Genomic DNA, 19,443 nt, shown 5'->3' on the forward strand with positions numbered 1-19,443 from the left:
GGCGGCCTGAGTGACCGCCCCAACACAGAGGCTTATTCGCCCTGAATTTGAGCGACAGCCTCGGCCAGGAATTCGATCATCTTCGTGCGCAGTTCCTCGTCGGAAACCGTAACCCCGCCGGCAGTCAGATCGCCCTTGAGTTTGCGGATGACGTCGCCATCGCCGGCTTCCTCGAAATCGGCAGCGACGACTTCCTTGGCATAAGCATCGGGATCCGCCTTGCCGAGCAGGCCTGCGGCCCAGAGCCCGATAAGCTTGTTGCGCCGTGCCTCCGCCTTGAAGCGAAGTTCCTCATCGTGTGCGAACTTGTTTTCAAAGGCTTTTTCGCGATCACCCATACCGCTCATGTGTATCTCCCAAAAAGTATCCGTCACCATACGGGGGCTTCGTTTCCCCCATTAATCAAAAGGCTGTAGAAAGTGCAATGCAAACTTGGGACGCATGCTGATTCTCCGAGCCGCGCCTTGGTTTGGACGAAATCCGGGGAGGTAACAACAGCCGCATTGTGAAAAGCGTGGTTTTCCTTTAAGGGACCGCTTCAATAATCGTTCCACAGCGTCCCCAGTGTGACGCCAACAGCAGAGAAAACCAGCCATGAACCGTCGCCGCCGTGTTTACGAAGGCAAGGCCAAGATCCTTTACGAGGGTCCGGAGCCCGGCACGCTGATCCAGTTCTTCAAGGACGATGCCACCGCATTCAACAAGAAGAAGCACGAAGTCATCGACGGAAAAGGCGTTCTCAACAACCGCATTTCCGAATATCTCTTCACCCACCTGAACAAGATCGGCATTCCGACCCACTTCATCCGCCGCATGAACATGCGCGAGCAGCTGATCAAGGAAGTGGAGATGATTCCGCTCGAGGTCGTCGTGCGCAATGTCGCCGCCGGCTCGCTCGCCAAGCGCCTCGGCATCGAGGAAGGCATCGTTCTGCCGCGCTCGATCATCGAATTCTACTATAAGTCCGACGCGCTCGCAGACCCGATGGTCTCGGAAGAGCACATCACCGCATTCGGCTGGGCCAACCCCGCCGAGCTTGACGACATCATGGCGCTCGCCATCCGCGTCAACGACTTCCTGAGCGGCCTCTTCCTCGGCATCGGCATCCAGCTCGTCGACTTCAAGATCGAGTGCGGTCGCCTCTACGAAGGCGACATGATGCGCATCATCCTCGCCGACGAGATCTCGCCCGACAGCTGCCGCCTGTGGGACATCGAGACCAATGAAAAGCTCGACAAGGACCGGTTCCGCCAGGATCTCGGCGGCCTGCTCGAAGCCTATCAGGAAGTGGCCAAGCGCCTCGGCATCATCAATGAAAACGAGCCGCTGCGTGGCACCGGTCCGGTGCTCGTCAAGTAAGCTGCTGATATAAAGTAATCTACGGAGATTGAGAGTGATCAAGGCACGCGTGACCGTAACCCTCAAGAACGGCGTCCTCGACCCGCAGGGCAAGGCGATCGAAGGCGCACTCGGCGCACTCGGTTTCGACGGTGTCGGCCATGTCCGCCAGGGCAAGGTCTTCGACCTCGAGCTTGAAGGTGCAGACAAGGCCAAGGCGGAAGCCGACCTCAAGGCCATGTGCGAGAAACTCCTCGCAAACACGGTCATCGAGAACTATACTATCGCCATTGCCTGAGGGTTGATGAGCGACGGGATGGCCGAGCAATCCCGGAGCCACTGTCCGAGAGCTTTCGCAATCGGACCTTTCGGTATCGAGGAGCGGCCAGTGCGAAATGCAGCAGGAAATAGACAGCCTGCGAAACCACATGCACCTGATGCAAGGCGATCTCAACAATCTGCGGGGAACGATGTCGCAGGTAATGGATCGCCTCGATCGATCGGATAGAGGGTCATCTCGATCAACGAGAACTGGCCGAAGCACAAACAAGGTTTGAGCCACACCCATGAAATCTGCCGTCCTGCAACTCCCCGGCCTCAACCGCGACCGCGACATGATTGCGGCGCTCACCAAGATTTCCGGCAATGCGCCGGTGACGATCTGGCAGACCGAAACCGAACTTCCGGATGTCGATCTCATCGTCATCCCCGGTGGCTTCTCCTATGGCGACTACCTGCGTTGCGGCGCAATCGCAGCCCGCATGCCGGTCATGCAGGCGGTGAAGGCGGCTGCAGAGCGGGGCGTCAAGGTTCTCGGCGTGTGCAACGGCTTCCAGATCCTGCTCGAGGCGGGCCTTCTGCCGGGCGCGCTGATGCGCAACGCCTCGCTGAAGTTCGTATGCCGTGAAATCAAACTCGAGGTCGTCAATGCCGACACCGACTTCACCCGCGCCTACGCCAAGGGTCAGATCATCCGCAGCCCCGTCGCTCATCACGACGGCAACTACTTTGCGGATGCGGAAACCCTGAAGGTCATCGAAGGCAACGGGCAGATCGTGTTCCGTTATGCGGAAGGCACCAATCCGAACGGTTCGATCAACGATATCGCCGGCGTGATGAACGAGAAGGGCAACGTTCTCGGCATGATGCCGCATCCGGAAAACCTGATCGAAGCAGCCCATGGCGGCAATGACGGACGCGGTATCTTCGCATCCGCCCTCGACGTAATCGCTGCTTAACCAGTCGAATGATAGAGAGCGGGCGCCCAATGAACGAAAAGCGATTCAGCATGCGCTCCGCCCTCCTTCTTGCCGTCTTTCCCCTCATTGCCCTCGCCTCCTGCCAGTCGAAGCCACAGCCGTCGGCGTCCCATGGACCGTCCCCGCTCGACATCATGGAAAAGGTGGCGGTCGGCGCCAATCGTTGCTGGATCAAGTCCGGCGATCCGGCCTTCAAGGCTTACGCAATGGCGCCGGAACTCAATTCCTTCTCCGGCAAGCCGCGTATCCTTCTCGTCCGCAAGGGCTCCGGCGACATTCGTCCGCTTCTCGTGGTGCAGGCGGAAGGTCGTCCGGCGCGTCTCGACGCCTTCGGTCCGATGATGGGTGAGCCCGTTTCTTCCCGCATTACCTCCGATGTCAACCGCTGGGCCCGCGGCGGCAAGGACTGCTGACCCGCATTTGCACGCGGCGTTTGACACACGATTCAGAAAACCGTTTCGGCGCGGGGTGCAACCTGTGCTAGCGTTTCGCATTCGCTGCGAAACGACACGGATTTTTTGTCATGATTGTTTGCAGATACCTCGAATGCATCCGCCTTCCGCTTTATTTGGCAGCAAGCATCTCATTGTTTTCCAACGCATCCTTGGCCACGGACTGGTCGGTCAAGGAAATCCGGTGGGGCGCGACCGCCTCCATCCAGGCAAAGAGTACTTTCGAATCAGGCTTCTATCCAACAGTCGTTCTCTATTTCGATCCGCTGGATTCTGCCAACGCAACCACATGGAAGGACAAACTTCTTCGACCGCAGATTCATGCCGGACTATCCGTGAGCACTGCCGGCAATGCCAGTCAAGTCTATGCAGGTTTCAACTGGAAGGTCGATGTTACCGACCGCCTGTTCATCGATCTCGGGTTCGGCGGTACCGTGCACAACGGTGATCTGGATGACGACGGCACCAAAGGCCCCAAGTTGGGCTGCAGCGTGCTTTTCCATGAATATGCCGCAGCCGGTTTCCGCGTGACTGAAAAGGTCGATATCCTTGCGACCATCGATCATTCGTCGAACGCGGACCTTTGCGACGTCAATGACGGCATCAGCCATGCAGGCGTGATGTTTGCCTACAAGTTCTAGGCACGAAGTCCGCCGCTGCTGCGATCAGGCGCCCCAGCAAGACGCGGCATCCCAACCCCGCTCACGGACGAAGCAGCATCCAGGACTTGCGTGCCTCACGCTCTGCCTCGATCCTCGTCACCCCGATATCCTTCAACTGGTCTTCACTCAGTTCGAGAAGCGCAAGTCGCCCGCTGCGCTTCATCCGCCAATGAGAAACGGACTGCAGCAGCTTGGCCCAGCCCCCCTTTGGCGGCGGTGCAGGGGCAAGCATGTCGCCACTGGAGCGAAACAGGGCCTCGCGAGCGTAGCCATCAGGCCACATTGTATCAATTGCATCAATATACCGCACAGAATCAGTCATTTCCTCACCCAACGTATTATTTCTCGATGCAAATTGGGTAACATTGACTCAATGATGGGGACAATATATTGAATTGTCATGATGACAAATTGGCTTCCCGATCTTTCCCAGGGCAAAGGCCCGATCTATGTCCGTCTCGCCGACCAGATCGAAATGTCGATCGCCGGCGGTACGCTTCCCGCGGGAGCCAAGCTTCCGCCGCAACGCAATCTAGCCTTCGATCTCGGCATCACCATCGGCACCGTCAGTCGCGCCTATTCGCTTGTCCATGAACGAGGGTTGGTAACCGGCGAAGTCGGACGCGGCACGTTCGTACGCGATACGCGCGACACGCCTCCCAATGGAGAAGTCGATCCTGTCGCCTCCGCGCTTGTCGGCACACGGTCGATGACAGCACCGCCCGGCAAGATCCGTTTCGACAGCACGGCCGCCCCCGACGTCGGTCAGGGCGCATATCTCCAGAGCCATATCGAGGGGATCCTGCGCGATCACCCGGTCGATATTGCGAGCTATACCCGTAGTTTCCCGGATCACTGGTTTGCCGCCGGCGCCCAGTGGCTCGGCAAGGGCGACTGGGCGCCCGATCCGCAGAACATCGTCCCCACCCTCGGCGCCCATGCCGGCATCATGGCGGTCATCAGCGCAGTGACAGCCCCCGGCGACCGCGTGATATTCGAGCACCTCACCTATTCGCAGGTGAGCCGCGGCGCCGGATTGGCCGGCCGCCGCACGGCGCTGGTCGAAAGCGACGAGAACGGTATCTTGCCGGACGACTTCGACAGGGTCTGCGCCCAGCAGCACCCGAAGGTCGCCTTCGTGATGTCCTCCGCCCAGAACCCTACCCTCGCAGTCATGCCGATCGAGAGACGCAGGGCGCTGGTCGATATCGCCCGCAAGCACAATGTCTGGCTCATTGAGGACGATCTCTACGGTTCCATGTCGTTGCAGCAGCTGCCGCCGCTCGCGGCACTCGCTCCCGACCGGACATTCATGGTCGGCGGCCTGTCGAAATCCGTTGCGGCCGGTGTGCGCGGTGGCTGGGTCGCCTGCCCTCCCCATTTCGCTCAGCGTGTACGCATCGCCCACAAGATGATGACCGGCGGCATTCCCTTCCTGCTGGCAGAACTTTGCGCCCGGCTGGTACTTTCAGGCGATGCGAGAACCATCCGCGCGCTCTGCGCCCAGGAAATAGCAGCGAGAGAGGCACTTGCCCGCGAGTATCTCGACGGCTTCGACTACCGCTCGAGCCCATCCATCCCCTTCCTCTGGCTTGCGCTCCCCGATCCCTGGCTGTCGGTCACCTTCAAGAATGCAGCACTCGCCGAAGGCGTGCTGATCGACGACGAGGACGAGTTCAAGGCCGGCCGTTCCGAAAAGGTCCTGCACCGGGCGCGGATCGGTTTTTCCTCTCCAACGGATCGCGACGAGATCCGCAGCGGTTTTGCCGTCGTGCGGCGGCTGCTTGAAAACGGCGGCGCGGGCTACGACAGTATCGCCTGACCCGTCTCCCCCAGCATCGAAGCGGCTGTTGCCAGCCGCATTTTCCTGTCGCACTGTCGGCTCACATGCGCTAAAGAGGCGCCGAAACGCCGATTTTCCGCAGCAGGCCAGCGCCAGACAGGCCCCCAGGACAAGCCCCAGGACAAGCGATGACGATCTCCAACACGATTGCAATCACTCCCGAACTCGTAGCCGCCCACGGCCTCAAGCCGGACGAATACGAACGGATCCTGCAGCTTATCGGCCGCGAGCCGACATTCACCGAACTCGGCATCTTCTCGGCGATGTGGAACGAGCACTGCTCCTACAAGTCCTCGAAGAAGTGGCTCCGCACGCTGCCCACCAAGGGCGAGCGCGTCATTCAGGGTCCCGGGGAAAACGCCGGTGTCGTCGATATCGATGATGGCGACGTCGTGGTCTTCAAGATGGAGAGCCACAACCACCCGTCGTATATCGAGCCTTACCAGGGTGCGGCGACCGGCGTCGGCGGCATTCTTCGCGACGTCTTCACCATGGGCGCCCGCCCGGTTGCCGCGATGAACGCACTGCGCTTCGGCGCGCCGGATCATCCGAAAACCAGGCACCTCGTGGCTGGCGTCGTTGCTGGCGTCGGTGGCTATGGCAACTCCTTCGGCGTTCCGACTGTTGGCGGCGAAGTCGAGTTCGACGCCCGCTATAACGGGAACATCCTCGTCAACGCCTTTGCGGCCGGCCTTGCCAAGTCCGACGGCATCTTCCTTTCCGAAGCCAAGGGCGTCGGGCTGCCGGTGGTATATCTCGGCGCCAAGACGGGCCGCGATGGCGTCGGCGGCGCGACCATGGCATCGGCGGAATTCGACGAGTCGATCGAGGAGAAGCGCCCGACCGTTCAGGTTGGCGACCCCTTCACCGAAAAGTGCCTTCTGGAAGCCTGCCTCGAGCTGATGGCGACCGGCGCCGTCATCGCCATTCAGGACATGGGCGCGGCAGGCCTCACCTGCTCGGCCGTCGAAATGGGCGCCAAGGGCGACCTAGGCATCGAACTTGAGCTCGACAAGGTACCGGTGCGCGAAGAGCGTATGACCGCCTATGAGATGATGCTGTCGGAGAGCCAGGAGCGCATGCTCATGGTTCTGGAACCCTCAAAGGAAGAGGTCGCCAAGGCGATTTTCGTCAAGTGGGGCCTCGACTTCGCCATCGTCGGCCACACGACCGACGACCTGCGCTTCCGCGTCATCCATCAGGGCGAGGAAGTCGCAAACCTGCCGATCAAGGAGCTCGGCGACCAGGCACCGGAATACGACCGTCCGTGGATCGAGCCGAAGGCCCCGGCCCCGCTCGCTGAAAACGACGTTCCACAGGCCGATGTCGCCGAAGCGCTGGTCAAGCTGGTCGGCTCCGCCAACAACTCCTCGCGCCGGTGGGTCTATGAACAGTACGACACGCTCATCCAGGGTAACTCGCTGCAGCTTCCGGGCGGCGACGCCGGCGTGATCCGCGTCGACACCCACCCGACCAAGGCGCTCGCCTTCTCATCCGACGTCACGCCGCGCTATGTCGAAGCCGATCCGTTCGAAGGCGGCAAGCAGGCTGTCGCCGAATGCTGGCGCAACATCACCGCAACCGGCGCACTGCCGCTTGCCGCCACCGACAACCTGAACTTCGGCAATCCGGAACGCCCTGAAATCATGGGCCAGCTCGTATTTGCCATCAAAGGCATCGGCGAGGCCTGTAAGGCGCTCGATTTCCCGATCGTCTCGGGCAACGTCTCGCTCTACAACGAGACCAACGGTCAGGCGATCCTTCCCACCCCGACCATCGCAGGCGTCGGCCTGATGAAGGACTGGTCGAAGATGGCCCGCATCCGCTTCGCCGCCCAAGGTCAGGCGATCCTGCTCGCCGGCGCTCCGTCGGGCTGGGGCACGCATCTGGGGCAGTCGGTCTATCTCCGCGATATCCACGGCCGCACCGATGGCCCGGCTCCGCATGTCGACCTCGCCCATGAGAAGAAGGTCGGTGAATTCGTTCGCGGCCTTATCGAAGCCGGTCTCGCGACCGCTGTTCACGATTGCTCCTCCGGCGGGCTCGCACTGGCCGTCGCTGAAATGGCGATTGCATCGGGCATCGGCGCGACGATCAACGCGCTCGAAAGTGCCGATCCGATCCCGGTCTTCTATGGTGAGGATCAGGGCCGCTATGTCGTGACCGTTGACGAAAAGAACGTCGATGCAGTTCTGGTCCGGGCCGAAGCAGCGGGTGTTTTCTGCCCTTGGATCGGCCGCACCGGCGGTAACAACGTCGTGCTGGGCAAGGCCCGCGGGGTCGCAATTGAGGAATTGCGCTCGGCCTATGAATCGTGGTTCCCTGACTTCATGAATGGCGAAGTGGCCTGAACGGCCGCTTCCAAAAAGCAGGGAGAACCACAATGGCTATGAAACCGGGCGATATCGAAGACATGATCAGGGCCGGCATTCCCGGTGCCAAGGTAGTGATCCGGGATCTGGCAGGCGATGGCGACCATTACGCTGCCGAAGTCGTTGCGGAAGCCTTCCGCGGCAAGACGCGCGTTCAGCAGCACCAGATGGTCTATGACGCCCTGAAGGGCAACATGGGCGGAGTGCTGCACGCGCTGGCGCTGCAGACCTCCATTCCGGACTGAACGCGGGCGGGGAAGCGATATGGCCGATCTGATCAAGGAAGTGGTGGAGAATGTCGTTCAGGGCGTTCTGAAGGAAATCCTGAAGAAAACCACAAAAAAAGGAGCGACACGCCGAACCAAGCGGCAGACGCGCTCCTCCACCACCGGACGCTTTACCAAGAAGACCACTAGCAAGCCTGCGAAGAAGCAGGTCAGCCGCCGCCGTAGTGCGACCAGCCGCAGCCGGCAGCGCAAGAGCTGATCCCGTTCGTTCGGCGCGCTGATTGCACTGGCAAATGCGGCATGCACTTGCTATCTAGAAGAAACGTTTAAACAGCGGCCCTTGAAACCGCGTGTGAAAGGAAATCCCATGAGCGTTCACGATTTCATCGACAATGAAGTAAAGACCAACGACGTGGTCGTCTTCATGAAGGGCACCCCGCAGTTCCCGCAGTGTGGTTTCTCTGGCCAGGTCGTCCAGATTCTCGACTACCTCGGCGTCGCCTACAAGGGCGTGAACGTGCTGGCAGACAGCGAAATTCGCCAGGGCATCAAGGACTATTCCAACTGGCCGACGATCCCGCAGCTTTACGTCAAGGGTGAGTTCCTCGGCGGCTGCGACATCGTCCGGGAGATGTTCCAGGCCGGCGAGCTGCAGAAACATTTCGAAGACCAGGGCATCGCCGTTCGCGGCGCAGCCTGATCATCACCTGACCCGCATAAAGCGGGAATTCATTTCCGTTTCGATTTGAAAAGGCGTTGCCATCAGCAACGCCTTATCGTTGTTTTTAGGGCACGCATCATGACTAAAACGTTACAGTCCGTCCCCGCCAATCTTAGAGGCATGGGACGAGCGGAATTCATCGCCATGATGGCCTTCCTGATGGCGCTCAATGCTCTTGCCATTGATATCATGCTGCCGGGCCTGCCACAGATAGGCGCTTCACTCAACGTCCAGAACGAAAACCACCACCAATATGTGGTATCCGCCTATCTGATCGGCTTCGGCATCGCCCAGCTCTTCTACGGCCCGATCGCCGACCGTTTCGGCCGTCGTAATCCGATGCTGTTCGGCCTCGGCATCTATGTGCTGTCATCCCTGATGGTGGTGCTGGTGCCGTCTTTCGGCACACTGCTCGCGCTGCGCTTCATCCAGGGCATCGGTTCGGCTGCGACCCGCGTCATTACAATCTCCATCGTGCGCGACGTGTACGGCGGCCGCCAGATGGCGGAAGTCATGTCGCTCATCATGATGGTGTTCATGATCATCCCGGTCGTTGCACCCGGTACCGGTCAGGTCATCATGGTGTTCGGTCACTGGCACTGGATTTTCGTGTTCATGGCCGCTGCGGCGCTCGTCGTCGGCCTGTGGATGTATCTGCGCCTTCCTGAAACACTGCACGCGGACGATGTTCGCCCCTTTACCGCGAAGTCCATCTTCCAGGGCTTCCGGATCGTGCTCACCAATCGTGTCTCGCTCTGTTACACGATCGCCAGTACATTCATCTTCGGCGCACTGTTCGGCTTCATCAACTCGGCACCGCAGATCTATCTAGGCATCTACGGACTGGGAGCGCTATTCCCCGTGGCATTCGCGGGAGTTGCGCTGTTCATGGCGCTTTCCTCCTTCGTCAACGCCCGTCTCGTCGGCCGATTCGGCATGCGGCGCCTTTCGCATGCTTCGCTGCTGGGCTTCATCACCATCAACACCGTCTGGCTGGTGGTGCAGGTGTTGGGACCCCAACCCATGCCCTTCCCGCTGTTCATCGTGTTCTTCGCGCTGGCGATGTTCCAGTTCGGCTGGATCGGCTCGAATTTCAACTCGCTCGCCATGGAGCCGCTCGGCCACGTCGCCGGCACGGCCTCGTCCGTCCTCGGGTTCATGGGCACCGTCGGTGGCTCCCTGATCGGCGCGATCATAGGGCAGTCGTTCAACGGCACAGCGCTGCCGCTGGTGGCCGGCTTCTTCAGCGTTTCGCTGATCGGCCTCGTCTTCGTGCTGATCGCCGAACGCGGCCAGCTGTTCCGGCCGCACAACAAGCCGGTGTAAGAGCCTCCGGGCAGAGAAAAGAAAGGCGCGGGAACCGAATGGCTCCCGCGCCTTTTTCAGTTACATACCCGAAGACTTTCAGACATTGAAGATCTTCTCGCGCAACTCGTTCCAGCTTGCCTCGTCAGAAGCGACGAGAATGCCGCCTTCGAAATCATAGGGACGGTACGCCGTTCGATCGAGCTTGCGTACATAGGCGCCGGCTTCAGCCGAAATCAGCGTGCCAGCCAGATGGTCCCAGGGCATCAGCTTGCGATACTGCAGAAAATGCAGGTGTCCCGCGGCAAAGGCACGATATTCATGCGCCGAGCAGCGATAACTGGTGAAGAGCCGGACATCGGCGAGATTGGCAAGCGTCTGCCGCTTCGCCTCGCGCTCCATATAGGTCACTGCCGCGATGCCGACCATCTGCGAAAGCGGCACGGACGGAGCGACCGCCATCTGCTCCTGCTGACCGTCCGGCCGGCAGAGCCATGCGCCGGAGCCCTTCTCGGCAAGCAGCCAGTCATTGCCCATCGGATCGTAGATCAGCCCGGCAACCGTCTCGCCCTTACGCACGACGGAAAGCATGACGCCGAATAGCGGCAGGCCCGCCGCATAGTTGAAGGTGCCGTCGATGGGATCGACGATCACCGCCAGCTCGGCATCCTCGATCTTGCCGAGCAGGCCGGGATCGGCAGCGACCGCCTCCTCGCCGATGAAGACGGCTTCGGGCATCAAGGCCTCGACACGCGCGCGGATCACCCGCTCCGCGGCCTCATCCGCCTCGGTGACCAGATCGATCGCCTCCGACTTCATCCGCACATCATCCGTGCCGAGATTTCTGAAGCGTGGCAGGATTTCGGTTTCCGCCGCCTCCTGCAGCAGATTGGCGAGTGCGGCGATATCGAGACTTTCCATGACGGTTCCTTCGGGCTTCAGATTCTTGTTATGAGGCGAATATCACTTCGCGCAGGATCATGTCGCGGCAATCCTTGTCGGGAGCGGAAATGATGCCGCCACTCGTGTCTCCCGGCAGATAGGGCGTGCCATCGAACCTGGAGGTCACGCCACCCGCTTCGGCGTGGATCAGCACACCCGCGAGATGGTCCCACGGCATGAGGCTGTGATGGCCGATGAAGTGCACCTTGCCGGTCGCCACCATCCAGTATTCGTAGGCCGAGCAGTTATAGCCGAAAGCCATCTTCGTCTTGGCGAGATTGCCGGCGATCCGGCGCTTTTCCTCATAGGCGAGGTCGTTAACCGAGATCGTTCCAACCATATCCGAAAGCGCAACCGGCCCTGCGACCCGGATCGGGTTACGCCTGCCATCGGCCCCGAGAAAGTGAGTCCCCGCCCCCTTAACCGCAAGGAGAGTATCGCCGAGAACCGATTCATGAATGAGGCCTGCGACGGTCTCGCCCTTACGGACCACGGCGAGGTTCGTGCCGTAGATCGGCAAACCGGCCTGAAAATTGAAAGTTCCGTCGACTGGATCGATGACGAAGGCAAGCTCCGCCTCGCGCAGACGCCCGACGACGCTCCTGTCGCTCTCATAGGCTTCCTCGCCAACGATCAGGGCGTCCGGCCAACGTTCGAGCAACTGTTCGGTGATGAATTTCTCGGCCAGCAGGTCGGCATCGGTAACCAGATCGATCGACGACTTCTTCTCGCTCACCTGACCGTCTTCCAGATGACGGAACCGGGGGCGTATTTCCGCTCCCGCCGCCTCCTTCACGATATCAAGCACAAGATCGAGGTGGGCGTCGTCAAACATGGATATTCTTTCCGGAAACTGTTGGCAGAGGAAAGATCTCCCGCTGCACTACTCGGATGACGACTGCGTGACAGCGAGACCGGAAAAATCGAAGAGCTTCGGGTCGAGAAGGTGCGAGGCGTCCACATGACCGAGTGCACGGAGCATCGCGTCCTTGCGTCCCGGCATCTTTGCCTCGATCCCCGCCAGCATCTCCTTCATCGCATTGCGCTGCAGCCCGTCCTGAGACCCGCAGAGATCGCAGGGAATGATTGGAAATGCCATGGCCTCGGCAAAGCGCGCCATGTCGTCTTCCGCCGCATAGGCAAGCGGCCGCAGCACCATCAGATCACCCTCGTCGTTCAGGAGCTTCGCCGGCATCGTCGAGAGACGACCGCCATGGAAGAAGTTCATGAAGAAGGTCTCGAGGATATCCTCGCGATGATGACCGAGCACCAGCGCGTCGCAGCCCTCCTCGCGGGCGATGCGATAGAGATTGCCGCGCCGGAGACGCGAACAGAGCGAACAATAGGTCCCGCCATGCGGAACCTTCTCCTTCACCACGGAATAGGTGTCCCGATATTCGATGCGATGCGGCACACCGATCGAGGACAGATAGTCCGGCAGGATGTGCTTCGGGAAATTCGGCTGGCCCTGATCGAGATTGCAGGCGATCAGCTCGACCGGCAGCAGACCGCGCCATTTGAGATCGAGCAGGATGGCGAGCAGGCCGTAGGAATCCTTGCCGCCCGAAAGACCGACCAGCCAGCGCTTCTGGCCGTTCAGCATGTCGAAATCCGAAAATGCCTGGCGCACCTGACGAATCAGGCGCTTACGCAGCTTGTTGAAGCTGACGGAACGCGGTGCGGCGGCGAAGACCGGATGGGCGCCCGCCGAAAGATCGTCGTCTTCGACGGCGTCGGCTGCAAAAGTTTCGGCGGATGGCAGGACGTTCATGGGCTGGCTCCGGTGCGCTCATGGCGCTCGTCACTGCAAATGCCTGTTTGGATCGACAAGATCAAGTCCCGAAGACCGACCAGCCGGTGCGCGTGGCAAGCATTTCCAGCGCCACCGAGCCGAGCGCGGAGTTGCCGACCTTGTTCAGCCCCGGCGACCAGACCGCAATTGACGCCTTGCCCGGCGCAATCGCCAGGATGCCGCCCCCGACGCCACTCTTGCCCGGCAGGCCGACATGATAGGCGAAGTCGCCGGAACCATCATAATGGCCGCAGGTTAGCATTAGCGCGTTGATGCGCCGCGCACGCTTCGGCGAGACGACCGAAAAGCCGGTGAGCGGATTGGTTCCACGATTGGCAAGGTAAAGACCGGCATGGGAAAGCTGCACGCAGCTCATCGCCAGCGCGCACTGGTGAAAATAGACGCCAAGCGTGTGCTCGACCGGGTGCTGCAAGTTGCCAAAGCCGCGCATGAAGTTAGCGAGCGCAAAGTTCCGGAAGCCCGTCTCCTGCTCCGAACGTGCCACCTTCTCGTCGATGGTGACGGAATCGTCATCGGCTATGAAACGCATGAACCGCAGGAACTCGCCGATGGCCTCCCGCGGCTTGTGGCCGGCCAGCACCATGTCTGTGATTACGATGGCGCCCGCATTGATGAAGGGATTGCGCGGAATGCCGTGCTCGTGTTCGAGCTGGACGATGGAATTGAACGAAGAGCCCGACGGCTCCCGGCCAACCCGCTTCCACACGGATTCCCCGGCCTTGCCGAGCGCCAGCGTCAGCATGAAGACCTTGGAGATGCTTTGGATCGAGAAGGACGTATCCGCGTCGCCCGCAGTATAGGTGGTGCCGTCCACGGTCGTGATCGCGAGGCCGAACTGCTTCGGATCGACACGCGCCAGTTCCGGAATGTAATCCGCCACCTTGCCCTCGCCGAGCCGGGGCTGAAGGTCGCGTACGATATCGTCAACGACTGCCTGAAGATCCATGGCTTCCTCTCGATGCAAAGCGCGGCGAACGACATATTCAACGGGGAATGCTGCGGCGCAAATAGAAAAAGCCGCCCCGAGGGGCGGCTTTCCACAATCCGCTCTCGCAGAAATTAGCGAGAATAGAATTCGACGACGAGCTGCGGCTCCATGACGACCGCGTACGGTACGTCGGACAGGCCCGGAACGCGAGCGAAGGTAGCAACCATCTTGTTGTGGTCGACTTCGATGTAGTCCGGAACGTCGCGCTCGGCGAGAGAAACCGATTCCAGAACGGAAACGAGCTGCTTGGACTTCTGACGAACTTCGATCACGTCGCCCGGCTTGCAACGGTAGGAACCGATGTTGACGCGAACACCGTTAACCGTGACGTGGCCATGGTTGACGAACTGACGGGCAGCAAAGACCGTCGGTACGAACTTGGCGCGGTACACGATTGCGTCCAGACGCGATTCGAGCAGGCCGATCAGGTTCTCGGAGGTATCGCCCTTGCGACGGTTTGCTTCGTCGTAGGTGGCGCGGAACTGCTTCTCGCGCAGGTCGCCGTAATAACCCTTCAGCTTCTGCTTGGCGCGGAGCTGAACACCGAAGTCGGACAGCTTGCCCTTGCGGCGCTGACCGTGCTGGCCCGGGCCGTATTCGCGACGGTTAACCGGGGACTTCGGACGGCCCCAGATATTTTCGCCCATACGGCGGTCAATTTTATACTTGGATGAAGAGCGCTTGCTCATCGTATTTCCTTCTCAACAAGTTAGGCCGGTTTGTTGCCAAACCGGTCGAGGAAACACGCCCTCCTCTGAACGTCGTTTTGGACGCTCTGACAGGTTTCTCACGTAAGCGTACGGACGAAACCACGGGACATGTCAAAACAAACACCGGGCGTTACGGCCCGGCGTTGGTGGGCTCAATAGCGACGGATCACGGGAAAGTCAACGGCTGGTGCTTGAACTAATTGTGCCGATGACCATTTCGAGGGAACGCAGCACCGGGCCCCTCTGACGCGAGTGCCGGATTCCCGTGATGTCGGAGCTGCTATCACCAACCGTTCCGGCAAAGGAAAGCCTCGATGGATTTTCTTTGGACAGACTTCTTGGGGACCGCCATATGGATGTGGCTCTCCTTCCTGGCCCTTGTCATACTTCTACTCGCCCTCGACCTGGGCGTCCTGCACAAAAAGAACGCCGAGATCGGCATCCGCGAAAGTTTCCTGCTTTCCGCCTTTTACATGTCGCTCGGACTTGCCTTCGGCGGATGGGTCTGGTGGCAATCCGGCCAGCAGGCCGGCCTTGAATATCTGACAGGTTTCGTCGTCGAGAAAAGCCTGGCGATGGACAATATCTTCGTCATCGCCATGATCTTCGGCTATTTCGCCATTCCCCGCGCCTACCAGCACCGGGTTCTGCTCTGGGGAATTCTGGGCGTCATCGTCTTGCGCGGCATCATGATTGCCGCCGGTGCCTCTATCGTCGAGAACTACCACTGGGTTCTGTACCTTTTTGCCGCCTTCCTGATCATCACCGGCATCAAGATGCTGCTTACCGCCGACAAGGAATATGATGTCTCGGGCAATCCGCTGCTGCGGTTCCTGCGCAAACATCTGCCGATCACGGAAAAACTCGAGGGGCACCGCTTTGTCGTCCGGCGGGAAGACGTCTTTTCCGGCAAAATGAAGATCTATTTCACCCCGCTCTTCCTGGCGTTGGTCATGGTCGAACTCGCAGACCTCGTCTTTGCGGTCGATTCCATTCCGGCGGTGTTTGCCATCACCACCGATCCCTTCATCGTCTACACCTCGAACATCTTCGCGATCCTCGGCCTGCGGGCGCTGTATTTCGCGCTGTCGGCGCTCATTCACCGCTTCGCTTATCTGAAGTATGCACTCTCCGTGGTGCTGATCTTCATCGGTTCGAAGATCTTCGTGGCCGACATGCTCGGGCTGGCAAAGATCCCCCCCATGGTCTCGCTCGGCGTGACCCTCGCCATCCTCGGTGCTGGTATCCTCGGATCGCTCTGGGCAACCCGCAACGAGGACAAGGCAGGCGCAAACACGCTGGCTCAGGAATAGCGACCCTCTCGAAACAGGAGGTGCGGCGCAGTCATGCGCCGCTTCCTCGTCTTGGTGCGCCCCCGGCGTTTCGGCCGATCACTTCCGAGCATTCACGACAGCCCTCCGAAGGGCTATAGCTAGACGGTTTCCATATTTTCAATCCGGATAGCTCATGATCGATACCGTCCTTGAACGCTTTCTTCGCTACGTCGTCATTGACACCCAATCTGATCCCGCCTCGTCGGCGCAGCCTTCCACCGAAAAGCAGAAAGATCTCGGCCGCCTGCTGGTCGATGAACTGCTGGCAATCGGCCTTTCGGACGCCCATCTCGACGAACACGGCAATGTCTACGCCACCATTCCGGCCAATGTCGAAAAGCCGGTGCCGGTCATCTGCTTCTGCTCGCATATGGATACGGCACCCGACTTCACCGGCGCCAATGTTCGCCCCCAGATCGTCAGCAACTATCAGGGCGGCGATATAAGGCTGACGGGAGACAAGAGCCAGGTCATCCGTGTTGCCGACCACCCCGAACTGAAACACCAGATCGGCCACGACATCGTCACCACGGACGGCACGACGCTTCTTGGCGCCGACGACAAGGCCGGTGTCGCCGAGATCATGACGGCTGCGCAATACCTCATGGATCATCCCGAGATCCGCCGGGGCAAGATCCGCATCCTCTTCACCACCGACGAGGAAATCGGCCGCGGCGCCGACAAGGTCGATCTTGAGAAACTGGGAGCAGCCTTTGGCTACACGCTGGACGGCAGCACCGTCGGAGAAATCGAAAACGAGACCTTTTCAGCCGATGGCGTCGACATCGTCATCTCCGGCGTCGCCATTCACCCGGGCACCGCCAAGGGCAAGATGGAAAACGCGATCAAGATCGCCAGCGAAATCGTCGCTCGTCTGCCGAAGGACATTGCGCCCGAAACCACCGAGGGCAAGCAGGGCTTCATCCATCCGGTCGATATCAGCGGCTCCATGGAGAAGGCCCACATTTCCCTCATCATCCGCGACTTCGTGGAAGAGGGGCTGAAGACCAAGGAAGCCCTGCTCGAAGACATCACCAGAGAGGTGATGAAGGCCTATCCCGGCTCGACCTTCACTTTCACCATCAAGGAACAGTATCGCAACATGAAGGTCGTCCTCGACCGACATCCGATGGTGGTCGACAATCTGGTGGAGGCGGTACGGCGCATCGGCCTGACGCCGGAACTGCACAGCATCCGCGGCGGTACCGACGGCTCGCGTCTGTCCTTCATAGGCCTGCCCTGCCCCAATATCTTTACCGGTGGCCACGCCTATCACTCGCCGTTGGAATGGGTGAGCCGGCAGGACATGGAGAAATCGGTCGAAACGATCGTCGAACTGGTCAAGGTCTGGGAGGAACGTACGCCGGGCTAGAGCAATTCCAGCGAAGGTGGGGACCGGCTTTGCGTCCGGAATTGCGGAAATGCTCTAATGTCTCCGACACGCTGGAATTCGGGCTGAAACGATCCGGCGCAAAACGGAAAGGAACATATATGAACGATCCTTTCGCTCTGGAGCGCTTCGTGCTGGCGCAAGGCCCGGTTTATGACCATGTGCTCGCCGAACTTCGTAACGGGCGCAAGACGAGCCACTGGATGTGGTTCGTCTTCCCGCAGGTGAACGGGCTTGGTACCAGTCCCATGGCCCAGAAATACGCGATCTCCTCGCTCGAAGAGGCAACGGCCTATCTCGACCACCCGGTTCTGGGGCCGAGACTCTGGGAATGCTGTAATATTCTCATGACGACCGAAGGGCTGAGCGCGGAGGATATCTTCGGTTATCCCGACGTGCTGAAGCTGCGCTCGTCGATGACACTGTTTTCGAAGGCAGCACCCGCACCCAACATCTTCGGTGGCATATTGGAAAAATATTACGGCGGTGAGCCGGACCCGGGAACCCTGCCCCTGATCAGGTGAACCGCATGCCAACCCGCCTGTCAGTCGACAGCATGCCTATTCGGCTGCCGAAGGAACGTCCGCTCCGTCATCGGTGGCATTCGGATCGCCAGGCTGGGTTTCTGCCTGGAGATCGGGGAAGGCAACGATGCGTTTGCCGGCAAAGTCGGTATGGACGACCACCAGCCCCTGCTCCTCGAAATAGCCGAGAAGCCTGCGGGCACGGCGGGCGGAATGCGTTCCATAAGCCTTGGCGATACGCAGATCGGAAGGACAGGCCTCGCCCCGGATCGCTGCCTTCGCCATCAACAGGAACACGCCCTGCAAATCGTCGGAAACGCCGGCGGAAAGCGAAAGCGCTGTCGCCCAGGCTTCGCTGGCTGCCGTTTCCTCGTCTACCCCTGCCCGCGCAATCGCCACCCGACGGCGAAACTCGCCCATCGCCATCGGCGGACCGGGCACGCGGCGCATGCGAGCGCGAACGAGGAACTCCTGATAAAGAACGGAATCAGTGCGATAGGCCGCCTGCGGATCTGCAAGGATTTCCGAGAGAACCGCAGCAAGGCGCTCTTCCCGCTCCTCTTCCGAGATTTCCGGCGTGCTGCCTGCCCTGCTTTCGGTCGCGACCGGCTGGGTCGCTGCCGGGGTCGAACGGGAAAGTTCGGCAAGGATATCGGTGGTCGGGCGCGGCGCGGGCGGCGCACGGCGCACGATCGGACGGGTGAACTCTTCCGGGTCCGGCGTGAAGATCAGATCCTCAACATCCTGCGGCGCATCCGGCAGCGGCATCAGCTTCGGGCTCGACGAACGCGCCGAAGTCTCAACATTGCCGATGACGATCGGCAGCGGACGACGGGACAGCGCCGGGCCGAGTGCTACGAAATTGCCCCGCTTCAGGTCGCGGAACATTTCCGCCTGCCGGCGATCCATGCCCAGCAGATCGGCTGCGCGCGCCATATCGATATCGAGGAAGGTTCGGCCCATCAGGAAGTTGGAGGCCTCCGCGGCCACATTCTTGGCAAGCTTGGCGAGACGCTGCGTGGCGATGACGCCGGCGAGCCCGCGCTTTCGGCCACGACACATCAGGTTGGTCATCGCGCCGAGCGACATCTTGCGAGCATCCTCGGAGACGTCTCCGCCGACGGAAGGCGCAAACATCTGCGCCTCGTCCACCACAACAAGCACCGGGAACCAGTATTCGCGCTCGGCGTCGAACATGCCGTTGAGGAAGGCAGCGGCAGCCCGCATCTGCTGCTCGATATCGAGTCCCTCGAGCGTCAGGACGCAGGAGACACGATGCTGTCGGATGCGGTTGGCGATCCCTGCAAGCTCTGCCTCGGTCCGCTCCCCGTCCACGACGACGTGGCCGTACTTGTCTGAAAGCGTCACGAAATCGCCTTCCGGATCGATGATGACCTGCTGCACCCAGGGGGCAGACTGCTCCAGCAGGCGACGCAGCAAGTGTGACTTGCCCGAGCCGGAATTGCCCTGCACCAAAAGGCGCGTGGCCAAAAGCTCCTCGATATCGAGCTTGGCCGGCTGACCGCCAGACACCGTTCCCATATCGATCCCGACCTGCAATTC

General features: G+C 60.4%; 22 protein-coding genes. 14 read left to right on the plus strand and 8 right to left on the minus strand.

The annotated features are described in order from the left end of the window. Positions 1-32: 32 nt before the first annotated feature. Complete coding sequence (locus H4I99_RS04220) at positions 33-347, minus strand: DUF1476 domain-containing protein (RefSeq protein ID WP_163899428.1); 315 nt, start codon at positions 345-347, stop codon at positions 33-35. A gap of 247 nt (positions 348-594) precedes the next feature. On the opposite strand from H4I99_RS04220, the gene purC reads away from it, so the two are divergent. From purC to H4I99_RS04245, 5 genes are all read left to right on the plus strand, one after another. Then, positions 595-1,359, plus strand: a complete 765-nt coding sequence (gene purC, locus H4I99_RS04225; protein WP_163899430.1) for a phosphoribosylaminoimidazolesuccinocarboxamide synthase — start codon at positions 595-597, stop codon at positions 1,357-1,359. A 34-nt stretch (positions 1,360-1,393) separates the two neighbouring features. Next, positions 1,394-1,636: a phosphoribosylformylglycinamidine synthase subunit PurS gene (purS, locus tag H4I99_RS04230; protein ID WP_099058044.1), complete on the plus strand. Its 243-nt coding sequence runs from the start codon at positions 1,394-1,396 to the stop codon at positions 1,634-1,636. Between the two features lie 268 nt (positions 1,637-1,904). Then, positions 1,905-2,576, plus strand: a complete 672-nt coding sequence (gene purQ, locus H4I99_RS04235; RefSeq protein WP_163899432.1) for a phosphoribosylformylglycinamidine synthase subunit PurQ — start codon at positions 1,905-1,907, stop codon at positions 2,574-2,576. Between the two features lie 50 nt (positions 2,577-2,626). After that, on the plus strand, positions 2,627-3,010 hold the full coding sequence (locus H4I99_RS04240; protein ID WP_186663227.1) for a hypothetical protein: 384 nt from the start codon (positions 2,627-2,629) through the stop codon (positions 3,008-3,010). 173 nt (positions 3,011-3,183) lie between these two features. Then, positions 3,184-3,690, plus strand: coding sequence for an acyloxyacyl hydrolase (locus H4I99_RS04245; protein ID WP_244624909.1), 507 nt, complete (start codon positions 3,184-3,186; stop codon positions 3,688-3,690). Between the two features lie 61 nt (positions 3,691-3,751). Here H4I99_RS04245 and H4I99_RS04250 read toward each other — a convergent pair whose 3' ends face one another. Further along, entirely contained in the window at positions 3,752-4,033 is a 282-nt protein-coding gene (locus H4I99_RS04250) for a DUF1127 domain-containing protein (RefSeq protein WP_163899438.1), read from the minus strand. 81 nt (positions 4,034-4,114) lie between these two features. Here H4I99_RS04250 and H4I99_RS04255 point away from each other — a divergent pair, with 81 nt between their 5' ends. From H4I99_RS04255 to H4I99_RS04280, 6 genes are all read left to right on the plus strand, one after another. Then, the gene (locus tag H4I99_RS04255; protein ID WP_163905717.1) at positions 4,115-5,533 is read left to right on the plus strand and encodes an aminotransferase-like domain-containing protein; all 1,419 of its coding nucleotides are present in this window, start codon (positions 4,115-4,117) and stop codon (positions 5,531-5,533) included. A gap of 149 nt (positions 5,534-5,682) precedes the next feature. Further along, positions 5,683-7,905, plus strand: coding sequence for a phosphoribosylformylglycinamidine synthase subunit PurL (gene purL, locus H4I99_RS04260; RefSeq protein WP_163899440.1), 2,223 nt, complete (start codon positions 5,683-5,685; stop codon positions 7,903-7,905). 32 nt (positions 7,906-7,937) lie between these two features. Beyond that, positions 7,938-8,171 (plus strand): BolA/IbaG family iron-sulfur metabolism protein, encoded by a 234-nt coding sequence (locus H4I99_RS04265; RefSeq protein WP_163899442.1) that lies wholly within the window; start codon positions 7,938-7,940, stop codon positions 8,169-8,171. A 19-nt stretch (positions 8,172-8,190) separates the two neighbouring features. After that, positions 8,191-8,412, plus strand: coding sequence for a hypothetical protein (locus H4I99_RS04270; protein ID WP_163899443.1), 222 nt, complete (start codon positions 8,191-8,193; stop codon positions 8,410-8,412). Positions 8,413-8,520: 108 nt separating this feature from the next. Beyond that, complete coding sequence (gene grxD, locus H4I99_RS04275) at positions 8,521-8,853, plus strand: Grx4 family monothiol glutaredoxin (RefSeq protein WP_099058051.1); 333 nt, start codon at positions 8,521-8,523, stop codon at positions 8,851-8,853. Between the two features lie 141 nt (positions 8,854-8,994). Then, the gene (locus H4I99_RS04280) at positions 8,995-10,200 is read left to right on the plus strand and encodes a multidrug effflux MFS transporter (protein WP_163905719.1); all 1,206 of its coding nucleotides are present in this window, start codon (positions 8,995-8,997) and stop codon (positions 10,198-10,200) included. 78 nt (positions 10,201-10,278) lie between these two features. Here the strand turns inward: H4I99_RS04280 and H4I99_RS04285 are convergent, their stop codons facing one another. The 5 genes from H4I99_RS04285 to rpsD all read right to left on the minus strand — a co-directional run bounded on the left by H4I99_RS04285 (position 10,279) and on the right by rpsD (position 14,611). After that, positions 10,279-11,100, minus strand: coding sequence for an inositol monophosphatase family protein (locus tag H4I99_RS04285; RefSeq protein WP_163899445.1), 822 nt, complete (start codon positions 11,098-11,100; stop codon positions 10,279-10,281). Positions 11,101-11,128: 28 nt separating this feature from the next. Further along, positions 11,129-11,956, minus strand: coding sequence for an inositol monophosphatase family protein (locus H4I99_RS04290; RefSeq protein ID WP_163899447.1), 828 nt, complete (start codon positions 11,954-11,956; stop codon positions 11,129-11,131). 48 nt (positions 11,957-12,004) lie between these two features. After that, on the minus strand, positions 12,005-12,892 hold the full coding sequence (gene ttcA / locus H4I99_RS04295; RefSeq protein ID WP_163899449.1) for a tRNA 2-thiocytidine(32) synthetase TtcA: 888 nt from the start codon (positions 12,890-12,892) through the stop codon (positions 12,005-12,007). A 61-nt stretch (positions 12,893-12,953) separates the two neighbouring features. After that, on the minus strand, positions 12,954-13,880 hold the full coding sequence (locus H4I99_RS04300; RefSeq protein ID WP_163899451.1) for a glutaminase: 927 nt from the start codon (positions 13,878-13,880) through the stop codon (positions 12,954-12,956). A 113-nt stretch (positions 13,881-13,993) separates the two neighbouring features. Then, the gene (rpsD, locus tag H4I99_RS04305) at positions 13,994-14,611 is read right to left on the minus strand and encodes a 30S ribosomal protein S4 (protein WP_163899453.1); all 618 of its coding nucleotides are present in this window, start codon (positions 14,609-14,611) and stop codon (positions 13,994-13,996) included. 335 nt (positions 14,612-14,946) lie between these two features. On the opposite strand from rpsD, the gene H4I99_RS04310 reads away from it, so the two are divergent. From H4I99_RS04310 to H4I99_RS04320, 3 genes are all read left to right on the plus strand, one after another. Continuing rightward, the gene (locus tag H4I99_RS04310; protein WP_163899455.1) at positions 14,947-15,945 is read left to right on the plus strand and encodes a TerC family protein; all 999 of its coding nucleotides are present in this window, start codon (positions 14,947-14,949) and stop codon (positions 15,943-15,945) included. A 154-nt stretch (positions 15,946-16,099) separates the two neighbouring features. Beyond that, a complete protein-coding gene (gene pepT, locus H4I99_RS04315) occupies positions 16,100-17,338 on the plus strand; it encodes a peptidase T (protein WP_163899457.1) in 1,239 nt (412 codons plus the stop codon). A 119-nt stretch (positions 17,339-17,457) separates the two neighbouring features. Next, positions 17,458-17,880: a DUF1810 domain-containing protein gene (locus H4I99_RS04320; RefSeq protein WP_163899459.1), complete on the plus strand. Its 423-nt coding sequence runs from the start codon at positions 17,458-17,460 to the stop codon at positions 17,878-17,880. 36 nt (positions 17,881-17,916) lie between these two features. Here the strand turns inward: H4I99_RS04320 and H4I99_RS04325 are convergent, their stop codons facing one another. Then, positions 17,917-19,440: a helicase HerA domain-containing protein gene (locus H4I99_RS04325; protein WP_163899461.1), complete on the minus strand. Its 1,524-nt coding sequence runs from the start codon at positions 19,438-19,440 to the stop codon at positions 17,917-17,919. Positions 19,441-19,443 lie beyond the last annotated feature (3 nt).

Origin of the sequence: Paenirhizobium daejeonense (genome assembly GCF_014280875.1) — a bacterium.
Classification (GTDB): domain Bacteria; phylum Pseudomonadota; class Alphaproteobacteria; order Rhizobiales; family Rhizobiaceae; genus Allorhizobium; species Allorhizobium daejeonense.

What these genes read in the sequence shown, in the direction of transcription:
- purC (WP_163899430.1), top strand. Translation starts at nt 595, where the DNA reads ATGAACCGTCGCCGCCGTGTTTACGAAGGCAAGGCCAAGATCCTTTAC.
- H4I99_RS04255 (WP_163905717.1), top strand. Translation starts at nt 4,115, where the DNA reads ATGACAAATTGGCTTCCCGATCTTTCCCAGGGCAAAGGCCCGATCTAT.
- H4I99_RS04250 (WP_163899438.1), bottom strand. Translation starts at nt 4,033, where the DNA reads ATGACTGATTCTGTGCGGTATATTGATGCAATTGATACAATGTGGCCT.
- H4I99_RS04285 (WP_163899445.1), bottom strand. Translation starts at nt 11,100, where the DNA reads ATGGAAAGTCTCGATATCGCCGCACTCGCCAATCTGCTGCAGGAGGCG.
- H4I99_RS04290 (WP_163899447.1), bottom strand. Translation starts at nt 11,956, where the DNA reads ATGTTTGACGACGCCCACCTCGATCTTGTGCTTGATATCGTGAAGGAG.
- H4I99_RS04300 (WP_163899451.1), bottom strand. Translation starts at nt 13,880, where the DNA reads ATGGATCTTCAGGCAGTCGTTGACGATATCGTACGCGACCTTCAGCCC.
- H4I99_RS04270 (WP_163899443.1), top strand. Translation starts at nt 8,191, where the DNA reads ATGGCCGATCTGATCAAGGAAGTGGTGGAGAATGTCGTTCAGGGCGTT.
- ttcA (WP_163899449.1), bottom strand. Translation starts at nt 12,892, where the DNA reads ATGAACGTCCTGCCATCCGCCGAAACTTTTGCAGCCGACGCCGTCGAA.
- H4I99_RS04320 (WP_163899459.1), top strand. Translation starts at nt 17,458, where the DNA reads ATGAACGATCCTTTCGCTCTGGAGCGCTTCGTGCTGGCGCAAGGCCCG.
- H4I99_RS04265 (WP_163899442.1), top strand. Translation starts at nt 7,938, where the DNA reads ATGGCTATGAAACCGGGCGATATCGAAGACATGATCAGGGCCGGCATT.
- pepT (WP_163899457.1), top strand. Translation starts at nt 16,100, where the DNA reads ATGATCGATACCGTCCTTGAACGCTTTCTTCGCTACGTCGTCATTGAC.
- H4I99_RS04220 (WP_163899428.1), bottom strand. Translation starts at nt 347, where the DNA reads ATGAGCGGTATGGGTGATCGCGAAAAAGCCTTTGAAAACAAGTTCGCA.
- grxD (WP_099058051.1), top strand. Translation starts at nt 8,521, where the DNA reads ATGAGCGTTCACGATTTCATCGACAATGAAGTAAAGACCAACGACGTG.
- H4I99_RS04240 (WP_186663227.1), top strand. Translation starts at nt 2,627, where the DNA reads ATGCGCTCCGCCCTCCTTCTTGCCGTCTTTCCCCTCATTGCCCTCGCC.
- H4I99_RS04280 (WP_163905719.1), top strand. Translation starts at nt 8,995, where the DNA reads ATGGGACGAGCGGAATTCATCGCCATGATGGCCTTCCTGATGGCGCTC.
- purL (WP_163899440.1), top strand. Translation starts at nt 5,683, where the DNA reads ATGACGATCTCCAACACGATTGCAATCACTCCCGAACTCGTAGCCGCC.
- purQ (WP_163899432.1), top strand. Translation starts at nt 1,905, where the DNA reads ATGAAATCTGCCGTCCTGCAACTCCCCGGCCTCAACCGCGACCGCGAC.
- H4I99_RS04310 (WP_163899455.1), top strand. Translation starts at nt 14,947, where the DNA reads ATGGATTTTCTTTGGACAGACTTCTTGGGGACCGCCATATGGATGTGG.
- rpsD (WP_163899453.1), bottom strand. Translation starts at nt 14,611, where the DNA reads ATGAGCAAGCGCTCTTCATCCAAGTATAAAATTGACCGCCGTATGGGC.